The sequence below is a fragment of the Sphingomonas endophytica genome (assembly GCF_014199415.1).
Lineage (GTDB): Bacteria > Pseudomonadota > Alphaproteobacteria > Sphingomonadales > Sphingomonadaceae > Sphingomonas > Sphingomonas endophytica.
This window is the reverse complement of sequence record NZ_JACIJN010000005.1, coordinates 188923-205098: the sequence shown is the minus strand read 5'-3', so window position 1 is coordinate 205098 and position 16176 is coordinate 188923. Positions and strand designations below refer to the sequence as shown.

20 protein-coding genes are annotated in these 16176 nt (G+C 69.6%); 9 read left to right on the top strand and 11 right to left on the bottom strand.

All coding sequences use genetic code 11. From position 1 onward, the window contains the following. Window positions 1–63: 63 nt before the first annotated feature. On the bottom strand, window positions 64–342 hold the full coding sequence (locus FHS97_RS09360; RefSeq protein ID WP_221233221.1) for a GNAT family N-acetyltransferase: 279 nt from the start codon (window positions 340–342) through the stop codon (window positions 64–66). Beyond that, window positions 339–509 carry a hypothetical protein gene (locus FHS97_RS09355; protein WP_184036258.1) on the bottom strand — a complete coding sequence of 57 codons (171 nt, stop codon included), beginning with the start codon at window positions 507–509 and terminating at the stop codon, window positions 339–341. Before FHS97_RS09355 ends, FHS97_RS09360 begins: the two co-directional genes overlap by 4 nt. Before the next feature lie 106 nt (window positions 510–615). Between FHS97_RS09355 and recQ the strand changes: the two genes are divergently transcribed. The 3 genes from recQ to FHS97_RS09340 are packed head-to-tail and all read left to right on the top strand — an operon-like array spanning window position 616 to window position 3250. Continuing rightward, window positions 616–2385, top strand: a complete 1770-nt coding sequence (recQ, locus tag FHS97_RS09350; RefSeq protein WP_184036256.1) for a DNA helicase RecQ — start codon at window positions 616–618, stop codon at window positions 2383–2385. Window positions 2386–2429: 44 nt separating this feature from the next. Next, entirely contained in the window at window positions 2430–2858 is a 429-nt protein-coding gene (locus FHS97_RS09345; RefSeq protein ID WP_184036254.1) for a protein tyrosine phosphatase family protein, read from the top strand. 5 nt (window positions 2859–2863) lie between these two features. Further along, window positions 2864–3250 carry a hypothetical protein gene (locus FHS97_RS09340; RefSeq protein ID WP_184036252.1) on the top strand — a complete coding sequence of 129 codons (387 nt, stop codon included), beginning with the start codon at window positions 2864–2866 and terminating at the stop codon, window positions 3248–3250. A gap of 132 nt (window positions 3251–3382) precedes the next feature. On the opposite strand, the gene FHS97_RS09335 is transcribed toward FHS97_RS09340, so the two are convergent. From FHS97_RS09335 to FHS97_RS09315, 5 genes are all read right to left on the bottom strand, one after another. Further along, a complete protein-coding gene (locus FHS97_RS09335) occupies window positions 3383–4273 on the bottom strand; it encodes an LOG family protein (protein WP_184036249.1) in 891 nt (296 codons plus the stop codon). 69 nt (window positions 4274–4342) lie between these two features. After that, complete coding sequence (locus FHS97_RS09330) at window positions 4343–4999, bottom strand: extensin family protein (RefSeq protein ID WP_184036246.1); 657 nt, start codon at window positions 4997–4999, stop codon at window positions 4343–4345. Continuing rightward, a complete protein-coding gene (locus FHS97_RS09325; protein WP_184036243.1) occupies window positions 4983–5672 on the bottom strand; it encodes a DUF4328 domain-containing protein in 690 nt (229 codons plus the stop codon). The genes FHS97_RS09330 and FHS97_RS09325 overlap by 17 nt, the downstream gene beginning before the upstream one ends. Window positions 5673–5675: 3 nt before the next feature. Continuing rightward, window positions 5676–6329, bottom strand: a complete 654-nt coding sequence (locus FHS97_RS09320) for a DUF4328 domain-containing protein (protein ID WP_184036240.1) — start codon at window positions 6327–6329, stop codon at window positions 5676–5678. A gap of 15 nt (window positions 6330–6344) precedes the next feature. Next, window positions 6345–7004, bottom strand: a complete 660-nt coding sequence (locus FHS97_RS09315) for a DUF4328 domain-containing protein (RefSeq protein ID WP_184036236.1) — start codon at window positions 7002–7004, stop codon at window positions 6345–6347. A 135-nt stretch (window positions 7005–7139) separates the two neighbouring features. Here FHS97_RS09315 and FHS97_RS09310 point away from each other — a divergent pair, with 135 nt between their 5' ends. From FHS97_RS09310 to FHS97_RS09295, 5 genes are all read left to right on the top strand, one after another. Then, on the top strand, window positions 7140–8291 hold the full coding sequence (locus tag FHS97_RS09310) for a phosphoserine transaminase (RefSeq protein ID WP_184036233.1): 1152 nt from the start codon (window positions 7140–7142) through the stop codon (window positions 8289–8291). Window positions 8292–8435: 144 nt separating this feature from the next. After that, window positions 8436–10013, top strand: coding sequence for a phosphoglycerate dehydrogenase (serA, locus tag FHS97_RS09305; protein ID WP_184036229.1), 1578 nt, complete (start codon window positions 8436–8438; stop codon window positions 10011–10013). Between the two features lie 196 nt (window positions 10014–10209). Next, on the top strand, window positions 10210–10362 hold the full coding sequence (locus FHS97_RS17710) for an endonuclease domain-containing protein (RefSeq protein ID WP_343053413.1): 153 nt from the start codon (window positions 10210–10212) through the stop codon (window positions 10360–10362). Continuing rightward, entirely contained in the window at window positions 10313–10552 is a 240-nt protein-coding gene (locus FHS97_RS09300; protein WP_343053420.1) for an endonuclease domain-containing protein, read from the top strand. The genes FHS97_RS17710 and FHS97_RS09300 overlap by 50 nt, the downstream gene beginning before the upstream one ends. Then, window positions 10552–11652 (top strand): ATP phosphoribosyltransferase regulatory subunit, encoded by a 1101-nt coding sequence (locus FHS97_RS09295; protein WP_184036226.1) that lies wholly within the window; start codon window positions 10552–10554, stop codon window positions 11650–11652. Before FHS97_RS09300 ends, FHS97_RS09295 begins: the two co-directional genes overlap by 1 nt. Window positions 11653–11662: 10 nt before the next feature. Here the strand turns inward: FHS97_RS09295 and FHS97_RS09290 are convergent, their stop codons facing one another. After that, window positions 11663–12145: a TlpA family protein disulfide reductase gene (locus tag FHS97_RS09290; RefSeq protein WP_184036223.1), complete on the bottom strand. Its 483-nt coding sequence runs from the start codon at window positions 12143–12145 to the stop codon at window positions 11663–11665. 172 nt (window positions 12146–12317) lie between these two features. Between FHS97_RS09290 and FHS97_RS09285 the strand changes: the two genes are divergently transcribed. Continuing rightward, window positions 12318–13607 carry an adenylosuccinate synthase gene (locus tag FHS97_RS09285; protein ID WP_184036220.1) on the top strand — a complete coding sequence of 430 codons (1290 nt, stop codon included), beginning with the start codon at window positions 12318–12320 and terminating at the stop codon, window positions 13605–13607. Window positions 13608–13731: 124 nt separating this feature from the next. On the opposite strand, the gene FHS97_RS09280 is transcribed toward FHS97_RS09285, so the two are convergent. From FHS97_RS09280 to ubiG, 3 genes are all read right to left on the bottom strand, one after another. Next, window positions 13732–14175, bottom strand: a complete 444-nt coding sequence (locus FHS97_RS09280) for a hypothetical protein (RefSeq protein ID WP_184036217.1) — start codon at window positions 14173–14175, stop codon at window positions 13732–13734. 76 nt (window positions 14176–14251) lie between these two features. Further along, window positions 14252–15328, bottom strand: coding sequence for a chorismate synthase (gene aroC, locus FHS97_RS09275; protein WP_184036214.1), 1077 nt, complete (start codon window positions 15326–15328; stop codon window positions 14252–14254). A 54-nt stretch (window positions 15329–15382) separates the two neighbouring features. Then, the gene (gene ubiG, locus FHS97_RS09270; RefSeq protein WP_184036202.1) at window positions 15383–16144 is read right to left on the bottom strand and encodes a bifunctional 2-polyprenyl-6-hydroxyphenol methylase/3-demethylubiquinol 3-O-methyltransferase UbiG; all 762 of its coding nucleotides are present in this window, start codon (window positions 16142–16144) and stop codon (window positions 15383–15385) included. Window positions 16145–16176: the final 32 nt, after the last annotated feature.

The following is a 16176-nucleotide window of genomic DNA, read 5'->3' as shown; positions in this document are numbered from 1 at the left end:
CCGCTTCTTTCTGGTGAGCGAGGAAGAAGCGGGATCCCGGATCAAGTCCGGGATGACGGAAGGTCAAGCCAGCAAGTCGCGCGTCTCGGGATGTTTCTCGATATAGGCCCGCACGAACGGGCATTGCGGCACCACCTTCAGCCCGCGATCGCGCACGATGTCGAGCGCGCCGCGGATCAGCTTGGTGCCGACCCCGCGTCCCTCGATCTCGGGTGGCACGACGGTGTGCGTGAAGACGATCGTCGTGCCCTCCAACTGATAGGCGGCGACCGCGCGGTGGCCGTCCACCTCTAGTGCGAACTCCTGTTCGGAGCGCTGGTCCGTAACGCGGTCCACGCTCATCGAGCGGCGGCCGGTAGTTCGGGCGGCGCGTCGACCCCCTTGGCGGCGGGCGCGATCGGGCGCGGCTTGTCGGCCTGACTCTCGGTCTGCGGCGCGCGCCGCTCGCACGCCGACAGCGCGGTCGCCGCCGCGAAGGTGAACAGGGCAAGATTGGGGCGCACGCGCATCGCGGTCTTTCGCAGGTCAGTGACCCGCGCACTACGCGTCAGCGCCGCCCGCCGTTCCCGCCGCGGTTGCGGAAGCCGCCCCGCGCGCCTAGGTGCGCCCCTGCACATGGCGCGCGATCCGCTTCCCGACCTTCACCGCATCTTCGGCTTCCCGGCATTCCGCGGCGTGCAGGAGCAGGTGGTGACGCGCGTGCTCGCCGGCGAGCGGACGCTCGCGGTGATGCCGACCGGCGCGGGCAAGTCGCTCTGCTATCAATTGCCCTCGGCGATGCTGGAGGGGACGTGTATCGTCGTCAGCCCGCTGATCGCGCTGATGCACGACCAGTTGCGCGCCGCGACCGCAGTGGGCCTGCGCGCCGCGACGCTGACCAGTGTCGACGAGAACAAGGCCGAGACGCGCGGGCGCTATCTCGATGGCGAGCTGGACCTGCTGTACGTCGCGCCCGAGCGCGCCTCGACCGCCGACTTCCGCGATCTGCTGACGCGCGGCCGCCCGGCGCTGTTCGCGATCGACGAGGCGCATTGCGTCAGTGAATGGGGGCACGACTTCCGCCCCGACTACCGGCTGCTGCGCCCGCTGCTCGACACGTTCGCGGATGTGCCGCGGCTCGCGCTGACCGCCACCGCCGACGCGCATACCCGCGCCGACATCCTCGAACAGCTCGGCATCCCGCACGAGGGGATGATCGTCGCCGGATTCGACCGGCCGAACATCCGCTATACGATCCGCCCCAAGGACAACAGCACGCGGCAGATCGCCGACGTGGTGCGCGACACGCCCGGCCCCGGGATCGTCTATGTCCAGACCCGCGCCGCGACCGAGAAGATGGCCGCGCAGCTGACCCAGATCACCGGCCGCCCGGTGCGCGCGTACCACGCCGGGCTCGATCCGGCGGTGCGCGCGCGGAACCAGGCCGATTTCGTCGCGTCCGAGGATATGGTGATGTGCGCGACGGTCGCGTTCGGGATGGGGATCGACAAGCCCGACGTCCGCTTCGTCGCGCATGCCGGACTGCCCAAGTCGATCGAGGCCTATTATCAGGAGACCGGCCGCGCCGGGCGCGACGGCGATCCGGCGGTCGCGCACCTGTTCTGGGGCGCGGAGGATTTCGCGCGCGCCCGCCAGCGGATCGGCGAGGTCGAGGAACATCGCCAGCCCGGCGAGCGGCAGCGGCTCGCGGCGCTCGGCGCGTTGGTCGAGACCGCCGGCTGCCGCCGCGCGATCCTGCTGCGGCACTTCGGCGAACATCCGCCCGAGACCTGCGGCAATTGCGACAATTGCCTGTCGCCGCCCGCGGCGATCGACGCGACCGAGACGGCGCGCAAATATCTGTCGGCGGTGTTCCGCACCGGGCAGATGTTCGGCGCGACCTATATCGAGGAAGTGCTGACCGGAAAGTCGAGCGAACGCAGCCTGATGAACAAGCATGAGGCGCTGTCGGTGTGGAACATCGTCGATGGCACCGAGATCGCGCTGCTCAAGCCGGTCGGGCGCGCCTTGCTGCTCAAGGACGCGCTGCGCACCAACCTGCATGGCGGGCTGGAGTTCGGCCCGGCGGCGCGCGCGCTGCTGAAGGGCGAGGCGACGCTGGCGCTGGTCGAACCGCCCAAGCGCGAGCGGCGCCGGCGCGGGGCCGGGGCGACGGACAATCCGGTCGACGATCCGGTGTTCGAGGCGCTGCGCGCCACCCGCCGCGAACTGGCGAAGGAGGCCGGCGTGCCGCCCTATGTCATCTTCCACGATTCGGCGCTGCGCGAGATGGCGGCGCTGCGCCCGACCTCGCTCGCGGCGCTCGGGCGGATCGCCGGGGTCGGGCAGCGCAAGCTCGACGCCTACGGGCAGGCGTTCCTCGGTACGTTGCGTGCGCACGGCTGACGTTTCGGGCTGACGACGCGCGCGCGTTTCGCTACGGAGGCGCGATGCTTCGCCCTCTCGATCCGACGATCGCGGTCGCCCCGCAGATCACCCCCGACGATGTTCCAGCGATCGCCGCCGCCGGCTATGTCGCGATCGTCAACAACCGTCCCGACGGCGAGGAGCCCGGCCAGCCCGAGGGCGACGCGATCCGCGTCGCCGCCGAGGCCGCGGGGCTTGCCTATACCGCGATCCCGATCACGCATGCCGGCTTCTCGCGCCCGCAGGTCGATGCGATGCGCGACGCGTTGGCGGCGGCGAACGGGCCGGTGCTGGCGTATTGCCGCTCGGGCACGCGCTCGTGCAATCTCTGGGCGCTCGCCCGCGCGGCGCAGGGAGACGATGCCGACGCCTTGACCGCCAAGGCGGCGGGGGCCGGTTACGACCTGCGTGGTCTGCGCCCCGCGCTGGACGCGGTGGCGCACGCGGGCTGACGTCGGTGCGACTGGGGGGGCTGCTCGGCTTCGGTCGGGGCGAGCGGCTGATTCATACCGTCGACGAAGCGATCGAGGCGGTGGCGGAGGCGCTGCCCGGGTTCGCGGCCTTCGACGCCGCGATCGGTGACGACGGTCGCGCGGCGCTGACGATCGACGGGGAAGGGCGGCTCGCGCTGGTCGTGGCGCGCGGGTCGCGGGTGCGCGCGCGGCGCGTGCAATGGCCGATGCTGCGGCTGATCGACGGCGGCGTGCTGATCGAGACGCGCGACCGGCGCCTCGGCGCGGTGGTGCTCAACCGGTTGACCGCGGTGGACATGCGCCGCCTGGGCATGCCCCCGCTACCACAACGCGAAACCGCCGAGATCGTGTACGAGCCCAAGGCGGCGTAGCGGCAATCCTGTCGTCATTCCCGCGCAGGCGGGAATCCAGAACCTCTAACGTCGCGGCTCTTGCGAGCACCTGCGCGTCTGGATCCCCGCCTGCGCGGGGATGACGGTGGTGGCCAGGGCCGACGGCAAAACCTACTTCGCCGCCGCCACCTCGCGCGCGGCCTGGCGGTCGCGGTAGAATTGCTGGACCACCGCCCAGCCTTCCGCCGCGCTCTCGACGTAGCGGAAGATGCCGAGGTCGCGCTCCGACACCACGCCTTCCTCGACCAGCGCCTCGAAATTGATGACGCGCTCCCAGAATTCGCGCCCGAACAGCAGCACCGGGATCGGCTCGACCTTGCCGGTCTGGATCAGCGTCAGCAGCTCGAACAATTCGTCGAAGGTCCCGAACCCGCCCGGGAACGCCGCCAGCGCACGCGCATGGAGCAGGAAGTGCATCTTGCGCAGCGCGAAATAGTGGAATTGCGTCGACAGCGTCGGGGTGACGTAGGGGTTGGGCGCCTGTTCGTGCGGCAGGACGATGTTCAGCCCGATCGACTCGGCATGGACGTCCGCCGCGCCACGGTTGGCCGCCTCCATGATCGACGGACCGCCGCCCGAACAGACCACGAAGTGTCGCTTCCCCGCCTCGTCGCGGGGGAAGTTCGAGCAGAGCTGCGCCAGCTCGCGCGCCATGTCGTAATATTTGCTCTTGTCGACCAGCCGCTGCGCGATCTTGCGACTCTTCTCGTCGGTGGCGAGGTCGAGCAGCGCCTGCGCCTTGGCGGGCTCGGGAATCCGCGCCGAGCCGTAGAAGACGAAGGTCGAGCCGATATGCGCTTCCTCGAAGATCAGCTGCGTCTTGAGCAGCTCGAGCTGGAAGCGGACCGGACGGAGATCCTCGCGCAGCAGGAAGTCCATGTCCTGAAAGGCGAGGCGGTAGGCCGGGCTCTCGGTCTGCGGGGTGGAGACGTTGGTCTTGGCGACCTCGGCATCCTGCTTGGCACGCGGGAAGACGCGGCTCGGTACTCGGGTATCACTCATCCATCGCGGGATAGAACGGCAATGTTACGCCCGCAAGCTCGGGGGCCGTACCCGGTCGCGTACCGACCATTAGCGGCAGAAGCGCGCATGGTCGTCCTCCAGATGCAGGTGATCGCGGTGCACCGCATTATAGTCCGGGGAAAGTACCGTCCCGAACCGCCGGCACGCCGAGGTATGGACGACCCGCAGGAACTGTCGCACCGCCGGATCGGTGGAATTCCAGTCGCGGAGGATCGAGATGCGTCGCCCGTCCTTCAGCTCGAACGCGCCGATATCGATCGCGTTGGCGGTCGCATGGCCCGAGCGGCGCGCCGGCCCCCGGGTGCCGACGGTGTTGCGGCAGGCGTAGCTGCCCATGCTGACGACCCGCGACAGCTCCGAGCCGAGGATCTGGTACGCCGCGGGCGCGACCCCGTTGCGCGCCCAGGCGGCATAGGCGCGCGCCTCGCCGCAGCGCACCGCGCCGAGGTTGGCGGTCGGCACGCCGATGTCGAGCAGCTTCACCGTTCCGACCAGCGCGCAGCCGCCACCATTGTCCTTGTCGGGCAGCGGCTGGAAATCGACGCCGAGCGCGCGCAGGTCGGCGAAACACTGCCGCGTCTCGCGCGCCGACGGCAACTCGACCCGCGCGCGCTGCGTCGGCGGTGCCGGACGCTCGGTGCGGCCGCACGCGGCGAGCGCGAGGAGAAGAAGCAGCGCCGGAAGCCGGTCACGCGGTGAAATCATTACTTGGGAATACAGCGTCGGATCGCGCGGCCAAGGCTTCGCGTTGGCGGGCGGACAGCCGTGCGATGACGCGGGTCGCCAGCAGGCTGAATAGAGCGCCGGTCACAATCGCGAGCACGTTGATCTCGAAAAATGCGCCGATCACGAACGGCGGCACCCAGCCGCCGCGATGCATGTGCAGCGCGATCGTCTCGCAACACCGATAGCCAAGCCACAAGCCCCAGAGCCAGCGCAACTGCCGCGGAGCCGCGACGCCGGCCGGCGCTTCGGGCAGCATCGTGATTCTCCAGACGTCGGCCAGCCCCTGATAGGGCTTGAACCAGGACGCGACCGGGACGAAAAACCATGCGACCGATCCAGCCGGAGTAAGTCGCAGACCCGACCCCAGCGCGTGTGCGTTGCGGTTGGTGACGTAGATCCAGCGGAGCAGCGCCAGCGCCGCCGCGGCATGGACGAACCCGGACAGCGGCGAGCGCGGCCCGGCGAGCTGGAGCGCATGGTCGAGCCGCGCGGCCGAAGCCGCGCTGCCGTCAAGCGCCAGCGCGATCAACGCGGCCCCGCCGCAGCGGAAAAACAGCGCGAGCCAGACCATGGCGATCGCGCATCGTCCCCACCAGACGGGATTATCCGCCGGGCGGTTCAAGCTCTCGCGCGGGCGATCGGCGCGTGCCATGCGTCAGCCCGTCGTCGCGCCGTGCGCCAGCGCGCGTTGCAGCGCCGACAGCCGGTGGATCAGCCAGCAGAAGGTCAGCGCCGTCGCGGCCTCTGCCGGGAAGACGCAAACGTCGAACCAGTGCGCCAGCAACTGTTGATCGGGGCGCACCGCCACCCGCGCCAAATTGCCCTCGACGCACAGAAGCGCGTTGCAGAGCAGCCACGACGCCCACCACCACCGCATCGGCGAGGGGGTCGGGACGTCCTGCGGCGCCGACGGCGACACGCTGATCCGCCAAATCTGCGCAACCGCCTGGAACGGCTTGAACAGATTGGCGGCAGGCACCACGAACCACAGGATCGTCATGGGTGGCGACACCGCGGCGTCCGGGCGAAGGCAATGCGCGTTGCGGCTCGTCAGATAGAACCAGCACGCGCCGACAAGGACCGCGAAGATCGACACGGGATCCAGTATCGGGAAGAAGACCGCGCGGTCGAGCTCGTCGAGGTGCTGAAGAACCGCCCCGGGCGGGGTGGCGCCCGCCCTTGCCAGGGGACCGGCGGCGCGCAGGAAGATGAACAGTTGCGCGGCCCGGCACACCGTCCACGCCACGACCGTTCCGATCGCGACCCGGCCCAGGCGGGTCGGATCCCGCAGCGGGCCGTCGGTCGTCATCGCGGCCGCCACCACTTACGCCTCGCTCAGTGCCGCGCGTTGTACCGCCGAGAGCCGGAGGATCATGATCGTCAGCACGATCGTAAGCGGCAGGTCGATCAGCACCTTCGCGAACAGCACGTAATCGGCGCCGATCAGGTCGCCGGGCACCTGGCCGCTGTCATGGAGCGTCGACGCGATCCTGCCGACCAAGATGTTGGCCAGCCACAGCCCCCACCACCAGCGGAGCAGCGCGGGCACCTTGACCGTCTCGTACGCCTCCGGTGCGGCGGAAACCCGCCATGTCGCGCTGAACACGCTGAACGGGCGGATCAGGGTCGCGACCGGCACGAAGAACCACGCCACCGACCAGAATGGAGTGGTATGCGGCCCCCAGTTCACCGCATCGCTCAGCGCATGGGCGTTGCGGTTGGTCACATAGATCCAGCGCAGCACCGTGACCCCCGCGATCGCCAGACCGATGTTGCTGAGCACCACCAACGCCGCGGTCGCATTGTCGGTGCGGACCAGCGCGGCATGGTCCGCGATCACCCCGCCGAATCCGCCCAGCACGCTGATCTCGCCGAGCCGCCCCAGCCCCTCGGCCGCTGCCGCGGCAAACCAGATCCATATGCCCGCGATCGCAAGCCGCCCTGCGCGCGTCGGGTCGCGCAGCCGGTCGTCGTCTTTCGTCATGTCGCCCTCGTTCGAGTTCCCCTTGATCCATTTTAGACGATCTGGCGGGTTGCCAGCGCGGCGGCGCGTCTGTAGCGCGGTCGACGGGCCACGCGGTCCCAACGCCGCGCGTGCTCTCTGTAAGGAGAGACAGACATGACTGATTCGACTGCCGCCGACGCCACCCTCGCGCCGACGAAGCCCGCCACCAAGCCGGCGCGTCCGCATTTCTCGTCCGGCCCGTGCGCCAAGCCCCCCGGCTATGATCCCGCCAAGCTCGCGACCGAGGTCCTCGGACGTTCGCACCGCTCGAAGCTCGGCAAGCAGCGGCTGCAATATTGCATCGACCTGATGCGCGAGCTTCTGAACCTGCCCGACACGCACCGCATCGGCATCGTCCCCGGTTCCGACACCGGCGCGTTCGAGATGGCGATGTGGACGATGCTGGGCGCGCGCCCGGTCACCGCGCTGGCGTGGGAAAGCTTCGGCGAGGGCTGGGTGACCGACGCGGTCAAGCAGTTGAAGATCGACCCGACCGTGATCCGCGCCGATTACGGCCAGCTTCCCGACCTGCAGCAGATCGACTGGTCGAACGACGTGCTGTTCACCTGGAACGGCACCACCAGCGGCGTGCGCGTGCCCAACGGCGACTGGATCCCCGACGATCGCGCCGGGCTGAGCTTCGCCGACGCGACCAGCGGCGTGTTCGCCTACGATCTGCCGTGGGACAAGATCGACGTCGCGACGTTCAGCTGGCAGAAGGTGCTGGGCGGCGAGGGCGCGCATGGCGTGCTGATCCTCGGGCCGCGCGCGGTCGAGCGGCTGGAGACCTACACGCCGGCGTGGCCGCTGCCGAAGGTGTTCCGCCTCGTCTCCAAAGGCAAGCTCGCCGAGGGCGTGTTCAAGGGCGAGACGATCAACACACCGTCGATGCTGGCGGTCGAGGACGCGATCTGGGCGCTCGAATGGGCCAAGGGGCTCGGCAAGGGCGGACTGATCGCGCGCTCCGACGCCAATGCCGCCGCGCTCGACCGGATCGTCGCCGAGCGCGACTGGCTGGGGCATCTCGCCGAGGACGAAGCCTCGCGGTCGAAGACCAGCGTGTGCCTGACCGTCGAGGGCGCCGACGCAGACTTCATCAAGAAGTTAGCCGCGCTGCTCGAAAAGGAAGACGCCGCCTATGACGTCGCGGGTTACCGCGACGCGCCGGCGGGGCTGCGCATCTGGTGCGGCGCGACGGTCGACACCGCCGACATCGAGGCGCTCGGCCCGTGGCTCGACTGGGCCTACGCGACCGCGAAGGCATAAGCGTCGCCCCTGCGAAGGCAGGGGCCCATGTCTGTCCATTCGTTTGTTGCGGCTGACACACGCCGGACCGCGCCTGTGTCAGCCTCGATCCCCCAATCCACAGAGATAGGCCCCTGCCTGCGCAGGGGCGACGGAGTGTAGATCATGCCCAAGGTACTGATTTCCGACAAAATGGACCCGCGCGCTGCCGAGATCTTCCGCGAACGCGGGGTCGAGGTCGACGTGATCACCGGCAAGACCCCCGACGAGCTGAAGGCGATCATCGGCGACTATGACGGGCTCGCGATCCGCAGCTCGACCAAGGTCACCAAGGAGATCCTCGAACACGCCACCAACCTGAAGGTGGTCGGCCGCGCCGGGATCGGCGTCGACAATGTCGACATCCCCGCCGCCTCCGCCAAGGGCGTGGTCGTGATGAACACGCCGTTCGGCAATTCAATCACCACCGCCGAACACGCGATCGCGCTGATGTTCGCGCTCGCACGCCAGCTGCCCGAGGCCGATGCCTCGACGCAGGCCGGCAAGTGGGAGAAGAACCGCTTCATGGGTGTCGAGGTCACCGGCAAGACGCTGGGGCTGATCGGCGCGGGCAACATTGGCTCGATCGTTGCCGATCGCGCGCTGGGGCTGAAGATGAAGGTCGTCGCCTTCGACCCGTTCCTGACCGAGGAGCGTGCGGTCGAATTGGGCGTGACCAAGGTGACGCTCGACGAACTGCTGGCGCGCGCCGACTTCATCACGCTCCACACGCCGCTGACCGACCAGACCCGCAACATCCTGTCGGCCGAGAACCTCGCCAAGACCAAGAAGGGCGTGCGGATCGTCAATTGCGCGCGCGGCGGGCTGATCGACGAGGCGGCGCTCAAGGAAGGGCTCGATTCGGGGCATATCGCGGGCGCGGCGCTCGACGTGTTCGTCACCGAGCCGGCCAAGGAAAGCCCGCTGTTCGGCACCCCGAACTTCGTCTCGACCCCGCACTTGGGCGCGTCGACCACCGAGGCGCAGGTCAACGTCGCGATCCAGGTCGCCGAGCAGATGGCCGACTATCTCGTCTCGGGCGGCGTCACCAACGCGCTCAACGTCCCCAGCCTGTCGGCCGAGGAAGCGCCGAAGCTGCGCCCGTATATGGGGCTGGCCGAGAAGCTCGGCTCGCTCGTCGGGCAGCTCGCGACCGGCGCGATCGACCGTGTCTCGATCCACCGCGAGGGTGCGGCGGCGGACCTCAATCCCAAGCCGCTGACCAGCGCGGTGCTGACCGGCTTCCTGCGCCAGCAGACCGACACGGTGAACATGGTCAATGCGCCGGTGCTGGCGCGCGACCGCGGCATGGAAGTGCGCGAGATCCGCACCGAGCGTGAGGGCGATTACCACACGCTGCTGCGCGTCGCGGTGCGCACCGCCGATGGCGAGCGCTCGGTCGCGGGGACATTGTTCGGCGACAGCGCGCCGCGGCTGGTCGAGCTGTTCGGGATCAAGGTCGAGGCCGATCTGACCGGCGCGATGCTGTACGTCGTCAACGAGGACGCGCCGGGCTTCATCGGCCGAATCGGGACGCTGCTGGGTGAGGCGGGGGTGAACATCGGTACGTTCCATCTCGGTCGTCGTGAGGCGGGCGGCGAGGCGGTGCTGCTGCTGTCGGTCGACCAGCGGGTCGACGCGGCGCTGCTCGCGCAGGTCAAGGCGTTGCCGGGTGTGAAGACCGCGATGGGGTTGTCGTTCTGATTGTTGGGGGGGGCGTTGGTCTCGGTGAGACACCGCCCCTCCCCCAACCCCCTCCCCCACGGGGAGGGGGCTTAGACAACAATAGCCCTCTCCCCTGTGGGGAGAGGGTTGGGTGAGGGGTTGCCGCGCGCGCCACCGTCAATGATGGTGCGCGCCGATTCAAACCGACCCCATCCTCCTCGATCGCGCGCGCAAGATGCGCCGCCAAATGACCGAGCCGGAAACACGCCTCTGGTTCGCTCTCCGTGGCAAGCGCCTGAACGGCGTCAAGTTCAGCCGCCAGGTCTCACTCGGCCCGTATATCGCCGATTTTCTGCGCCCGCAGTGCGCACCTCATCATCGAGGTTGACGGCGACACCCACACCGACCAATCCCGCGACGACCGGCGCGCGGCGTGGCTCATCGCGCAAGGCAATCGGGTTCTTCGCTTTACCAACGCGGATGTGATGATGAATTTGGACGGGGTGCTTCAGATGGTTGCCGTCGCGTTGACGACCGCCCCTCACCCAAGCCTCTCCCCAGAGGGGAGAGGGCGATAATGACCGCGCTTCTGCCCGAAGGTCTTCGTGACCGCCTGCCGCCCTTCGCCGATGCCGCCGCCGCGATCGAGGCGCGGGTGCTCGCCGCGATCGGCGCGCATGGCTATGAGCGCGTCGATCCGCCGCTCGCCGAATTCGCCGACGGGCTCGGCACGCGGCTCAAGGCGGGCGCGCTCCACGATGCGGTGCGCTTCGTCGATCCGGTGTCGCAGCGGACGCTGGCGATCCGCCCCGACCTGACCGCGCAGGTCGCGCGGATCGCGGCGACGCGGATGGGGCACCACCCGCGCCCGGTGCGGCTGAGTTATGCCGGCGCGGTGCTCAAGCTGCGCGCCAGCCAATTGTCCCCCGCACGGGAAACGCGGCAGATCGGCGCGGAATTGTTCGGGCTCGATTCGCTCGCCGCCGCGCAGGAAGTGGTTACCGTCGCGATCGACGCGCTCGATGCGGCGGGTGTCACGCGCGCCTCGATCGACTTCACGCTCCCCGATCTCGTCGACACGCTCGCCGCCGGGCCGCTGCCGGTCGCGCCCGACGCGCTCGACACGCTGCGCCAGCGGCTCGACGCCAAGGATGCCGGCGGGGTTGCGGCGGTCGCGCCCGATTACCTTCCGCTCATCGAGGCCGCCGGGCCGTTCGAGCAGGCGCTGGCGCGGCTGCGCGCGTTCGATCGCACCGGCGTGCTGGCGACGCGGCTCGACGGGCTGGCGGCGATCGCGGCGATGCTCGGCGAGCGGGTGACGATGACGCTCGATCCGACCGAGCGGCACGGCTTCGAATATCAGACGTGGCTCGGCTTCTCGCTGTTCGGTGGCGGGTCAGGGACCGAGATCGGACGCGGCGGCACCTATGCGGTCGTCCATGAAGGCGGCGCCGAGGAAGCGGCGACCGGCTTCTCGCTTTATGCCGACCGGTTGCTCGGCGACCCGCCGGCGCACGACCGCCGCCGCCTGTTCCTGCCGCTCGGCACGCCGACGGGCGAGGCGGCGCGGCTGCGCGCGGCGGGCTGGGTGACGGTCGCGGCACTGACGGCGGGCGACACGCCCGAGGCGCAGGTCTGCACGCACGTCTTCGCCGAAGGCGAGGCCCGCCAGCTTTAAAGCGGTTCGATCATGGCTCCTTGAGCAGCGGGACGATCTCGCGGTTGAGGCCGTCCAGATCGAGCGCGCCCGCCTGCGCGTAGCGGACGACCCCGGCACGATCGATGATGTAATTGGTCGGCACTGCCGGCATTTCGACCGGCATACCCTTGACGCGCCGTACCGAGGGGATCGCCATCGCCGCGAACAGCGCCTTCATCTGGTAAAGCGGCACCGATCCTTCGGTCGTGATCGCGAAGACCTGTAGCCCGTGCTGTTTCAGACGGCGGTAATAGCTGTCGAGCAGCGGCAGTTCCGCGCGGCACGGCACGCACCAGGTCGCCCAGAAATTGAGCAGGATCACCTCGCCCTTGTGGTCGGCGAGCGTGGTCTTCGTCCCGTCGACCAGCGTCAGCTCGACCGCCGGTGCCGGTTGCCCGACCTTGAAGGTCTTGGCCGCTGCCGGTGCCGCGACGATCGTGAGCGCCGCCGCCAGCGCGATGCGTGGTTTCATGATCCAGTCCCCCGACGCCGGATGTGCCGCGCGCGCCACTGGATCGTCAACCGACCGGTTGACCCCGTCCCGCCCGCCCGCTACCCGCGCCCCCGACATTCCTGAACCGCCCGCGTGCCGAGTCCTGTCGAAGGGCGCGCGGGTTCGCAGCGGCAGGCGGGGAATCGCATCCATGGCAAATGTGGCAGTCATCGGCGCGCAATGGGGCGACGAGGGCAAGGGCAAGATCGTCGACTGGCTGGCGGAGCGCGCCGACATGGTCGTCCGCTTCCAGGGCGGGCACAATGCCGGGCATACTTTGGTGGTCGGCGAGAACGTCTACAAGCTCTCGCTGCTGCCCTCGGGGATCGTGCGCGGCACGCCGTCGGTGATCGGCAACGGCGTGGTGCTCGATCCCTGGGCGCTCAAGGCGGAGATCGAGCGGCTGGCGGCGCAGGGCGTCACCGCCACGCCCGAGACGCTGCGCATCGCTGACAATTGCGCGCTGATCCTGCCGTTCCACCGCGACCTCGACGGCTTGCGCGAGGATGCGAGCGGTGCGGGCAAGATCGGCACCACGCGCCGCGGGATCGGCCCGGCCTATGAGGACAAGGTCGGCCGCCGCGCGATCCGCGTCTGCGATCTGGCGCACCTCGACCATCTCGGGCCGCAGCTCGACCGGCTGACCGCGCATCACGACGCGCTGCGCGTCGGCTTCGGCGAGCCGCCGATCGACCGTGACGCTTTGGTCGCCGAACTGCGCGCGATCGCCGACTTCGTGCTGCAATTCGCGCGTCCGGTGTGGCGCGACCTCAACCTCGCCAAGGAAGCCGGCAAGCGCATCCTGTTCGAGGGCGCGCAGGGCGTGCTGCTCGACATCGACCACGGCACCTATCCGTTCGTCACCTCGTCGAACACGATCGCGGGCAGCGCGGCGGGCGGCTCGGGGCTGGGGCCGGCGGCGGTCGGCTTCGTGCTGGGGATCGCCAAGGCGTACACCACGCGCGTCGGCTCGGGGCCGTTCCCGACCGAACTGGACGACGCGACAGGCGAGCGGCTGGGGACGCGCGGGCATGAGTTCGGCACCGTCACCGGGCGCAAGCGCCGTTGCGGCTGGTTCGACGCGGTGCTGGTGCGGCAATCGGCGGCGGTCGGCGGGATCACCGGGATCGCGCTGACCAAGATCGACGTGCTCGACGGGTTCGACGAGGTGAAGATCTGCACCGGCTATCGCCTGCGCGATGAGACGATCGATTATTATCCCGCCCATGCTGCCGATCAGGCTTTGGTCGAGCCCGTCTATGAGACGATGCCGGGCTGGCAGGAGTCGACCGCCGGCGCGCGGAGCTGGGCGGATCTGCCGGCGCAGGCGATCAAGTACATTCGCCGCGTCGAGGAACTGATCCGCTGTCCGGTCGCGCTGGTGTCGACCAGCCCGGAGCGCGCCGACACGATCCTCGTCCGCGATCCGTTCGCGGATTGAGCTTTCAGACGCCCCCTTAAACACGTCGCCCCGGACTTGATCCGGGGCCTCGCTAGGTTCGTCGAGAAGCAGCGAAGCCCCGGGTCGAGCCCGGGGCGATGGTTAGATAGTGGGCGTCAGACGCTTAGTTGCGCGGCCCCGGCTGGGTCGCAGTACCCGCCGCGCCGCCCTGCGGCAGCTGATCCGGCGGCGTGTTCGTCGCCTCGGTCGGCTGGCCCTGCTGCGGCTGGCCCAGCGTGGTGCGCGAGTTGGTCACCGCGTCCGGACCGGTCGTCGTCGTGCTGTTGTTGCGTGCGCGACGCGACGAGCGGGTCGTGGTGGAGCTGCGATCGGTCGAGGTGCTCGGCGTCGTGGTCTGCGGCGAGGTGGTCATCGGATCCATCGTCGAGCCGCCCATCGTGCCGCCCGGCTGCTGACCCATGGTCCCGCCCATCGTGCCACCGGGCTGCATCGTGCCACCCATCGTGCCGCCGGTCTGGCCCATCGTGCCTCCGGCGCCGGTCGTCTGCGCCACCGCGGCGGCGGGGAGCAACAGTGCGGCGGCGGTCATCGCGATATAGGTACGCATCGAACCTCTCCTTATATGGAATGGCTCGTCAACGACGCGCGAAAGCCGATCGTTCCTGACAATCGGCGCGGATCGCCTAACTTATGCCGCATTGTGCGCGGTGGAGCAAGGCCTGATCGGCGAGCACCAGCGCGACCATCGCCTCGACCACCGGCACGCCGCGGATGCCGACGCACGGATCGTGGCGGCCCCTGGTCATCACCTCGGTCGGGGTGCCGTCGCGGGTGATGCTGGGCACGGGCGTCAGGATCGAGCTGGTCGGCTTGAACGCGACGCGCACGCGCACCGGCTGCCCGGTCGCGATCCCGCCCGCGATCCCGCCGGCATGGTTGGCGAGGAAGGCGGGCGTGCCGTCCGCGCCGGGGCGCATCGGATCGGCATTCTGCTCGCCCGACAGGGCGGCGGCCGCGAAGCCGTCGCCGATTTCGACGCCCTTGACCGCGTTGATCGACATGCACGCGGCGGCGAGTTCGCTGTCGAGCTTGGCATAGAGCGGCGCGCCCCAGCCCGCCGGCACCCCGGTTGCCTCGCACGCGATCACCGCGCCCAGCGATGAGCCGGCCTTGCGTGCGGCGTCCATCTTCTCCTCCCAACGCGCGGCGGCACCGGCGTCGGGACAGAAGAACGGATTGGCGTCGATCTGTGCATCGTCGAACGCGGCATCATCGATCGCGTCGCCGCCGATCGCCTCGACCCAGGCACGGACGCGGACCTGCGGGATCACCGCGCGCGCGACCGCCCCCGCCGCAACCCGCGCCGCGGTCTCGCGCGCCGACGATCGCCCGCCGCCGCGATAGTCGCGCAAGCCGTATTTGGCGTCATAGGCATAATCGGCATGGCCGGGGCGATAGGCCTGCGCGATCGCGGAATAATCCTTCGAGCGCTGGTCGACATTCTCGATCATCAGGCTGATCGGCGTCCCGGTGGTGCGCCCCTCGAACACGCCCGACAGGATGCGGACCTGATCGGGTTCCTGCCGCTGCGTCGTGAAGCGCGACTGGCCGGGGCGGCGGCGGTCGAGCCACGGCTGGATGTCAGCCTCACCCAGCGCGATCCCCGGCGGGCAACCGTCGACCACCGCGCCCAACGCCGGGCCATGGCTCTCGCCCCAAGTGGTAAAACGGAAGACGCGGCCGAAGGTGTTGAAGCTCATGGCCGCGTGCTTTGCCAGAAGCGCGCGGCGGGGAACAGTCCCGCCACCCGCCACTCAGTCGACGCGCACTGCCGTCACGAAATAATCCAGCGCGGTCGAGCCACCCAGCACGAACCCCGACGCGCCGACCGACAGCCCGGTGACATCGGCGACCGTGAAGCCGGCGTCCGCGATCATCGCCGACAATTCGTCCGGTGTCAGGAACTTGTCCCAGTCGTGCGTTCCGCGCGGGATCTGCCCGAGCCGTTCCGCGCCCTCGACCAGCGCGAGGCGCGACCACCACGTCCGGTTGGGCGTGCTCATCACCAGCAACCCGCCCGGCGCGACCGCCGCCGCCAGCCCGGCGACGAACGCGCGTGCATCGGCGACATGCTCGACCACCTCGAGCGAGCAGACCAGATCGAACGTCTCACCCGCCACCGCCTCGACCCCGCCGGCGCGATAGTCGATCGTCAGCCCGCGGCGTTCGGCATGGACGCGCGCAACCGCGATGCTCTCCGCCGCGGCATCGACCGCGGTCACGGTGCCGCCCATCCGCGCCAGCGGCTCGGCGAGCAGCCCCGCGCCGCAGCCCATATCGAGCGCGCTTTTGCCCGCCAGCGGCGCGAAGGTGCGGTCGTCGAGGTCCCAATGCCGGTCGATCGCGGCGCGCAGGTAGCGCAGCCGGATCGGATTGAGCCGGTGGAGCATCGCCGACGAGCCGTTCGGGTCCCACCATTCGGCGGCCAGCTTGCCGAAGTGCGCCGCCTCGCGCCCGACCACCGAGGCGTGCGGGGCGGGGGGGATGGTTGCGGTTGTTACGCTTGCGTCGGTCATGCCCGCTTCCTATCAGGACGCCCCTCTCATCC

Excerpts from the sequence above, each read along its gene's own strand:
- FHS97_RS09360 (WP_221233221.1), bottom strand. The coding sequence starts at position 342 with ATGAGCGTGGACCGCGTTACGGACCAGCGCTCCGAACAGGAGTTCGCA.
- FHS97_RS09355 (WP_184036258.1), bottom strand. The coding sequence starts at position 509 with ATGCGCGTGCGCCCCAATCTTGCCCTGTTCACCTTCGCGGCGGCGACC.
- recQ (WP_184036256.1), top strand. The coding sequence starts at position 616 with ATGGCGCGCGATCCGCTTCCCGACCTTCACCGCATCTTCGGCTTCCCG.
- FHS97_RS09345 (WP_184036254.1), top strand. The coding sequence starts at position 2,430 with ATGCTTCGCCCTCTCGATCCGACGATCGCGGTCGCCCCGCAGATCACC.
- FHS97_RS09335 (WP_184036249.1), bottom strand. The coding sequence starts at position 4,273 with ATGAGTGATACCCGAGTACCGAGCCGCGTCTTCCCGCGTGCCAAGCAG.
- FHS97_RS09330 (WP_184036246.1), bottom strand. The coding sequence starts at position 4,999 with ATGATTTCACCGCGTGACCGGCTTCCGGCGCTGCTTCTTCTCCTCGCG.
- FHS97_RS09325 (WP_184036243.1), bottom strand. The coding sequence starts at position 5,672 with ATGGCACGCGCCGATCGCCCGCGCGAGAGCTTGAACCGCCCGGCGGAT.
- FHS97_RS09320 (WP_184036240.1), bottom strand. The coding sequence starts at position 6,329 with ATGACGACCGACGGCCCGCTGCGGGATCCGACCCGCCTGGGCCGGGTC.
- FHS97_RS09315 (WP_184036236.1), bottom strand. The coding sequence starts at position 7,004 with ATGACGAAAGACGACGACCGGCTGCGCGACCCGACGCGCGCAGGGCGG.
- FHS97_RS09310 (WP_184036233.1), top strand. The coding sequence starts at position 7,140 with ATGACTGATTCGACTGCCGCCGACGCCACCCTCGCGCCGACGAAGCCC.
- serA (WP_184036229.1), top strand. The coding sequence starts at position 8,436 with ATGCCCAAGGTACTGATTTCCGACAAAATGGACCCGCGCGCTGCCGAG.
- FHS97_RS17710 (WP_343053413.1), top strand. The coding sequence starts at position 10,210 with ATGCGCCGCCAAATGACCGAGCCGGAAACACGCCTCTGGTTCGCTCTC.
- FHS97_RS09295 (WP_184036226.1), top strand. The coding sequence starts at position 10,552 with ATGACCGCGCTTCTGCCCGAAGGTCTTCGTGACCGCCTGCCGCCCTTC.
- FHS97_RS09290 (WP_184036223.1), bottom strand. The coding sequence starts at position 12,145 with ATGAAACCACGCATCGCGCTGGCGGCGGCGCTCACGATCGTCGCGGCA.
- FHS97_RS09285 (WP_184036220.1), top strand. The coding sequence starts at position 12,318 with ATGGCAAATGTGGCAGTCATCGGCGCGCAATGGGGCGACGAGGGCAAG.
- FHS97_RS09280 (WP_184036217.1), bottom strand. The coding sequence starts at position 14,175 with ATGCGTACCTATATCGCGATGACCGCCGCCGCACTGTTGCTCCCCGCC.
- aroC (WP_184036214.1), bottom strand. The coding sequence starts at position 15,328 with ATGAGCTTCAACACCTTCGGCCGCGTCTTCCGTTTTACCACTTGGGGC.
- ubiG (WP_184036202.1), bottom strand. The coding sequence starts at position 16,144 with ATGACCGACGCAAGCGTAACAACCGCAACCATCCCCCCCGCCCCGCAC.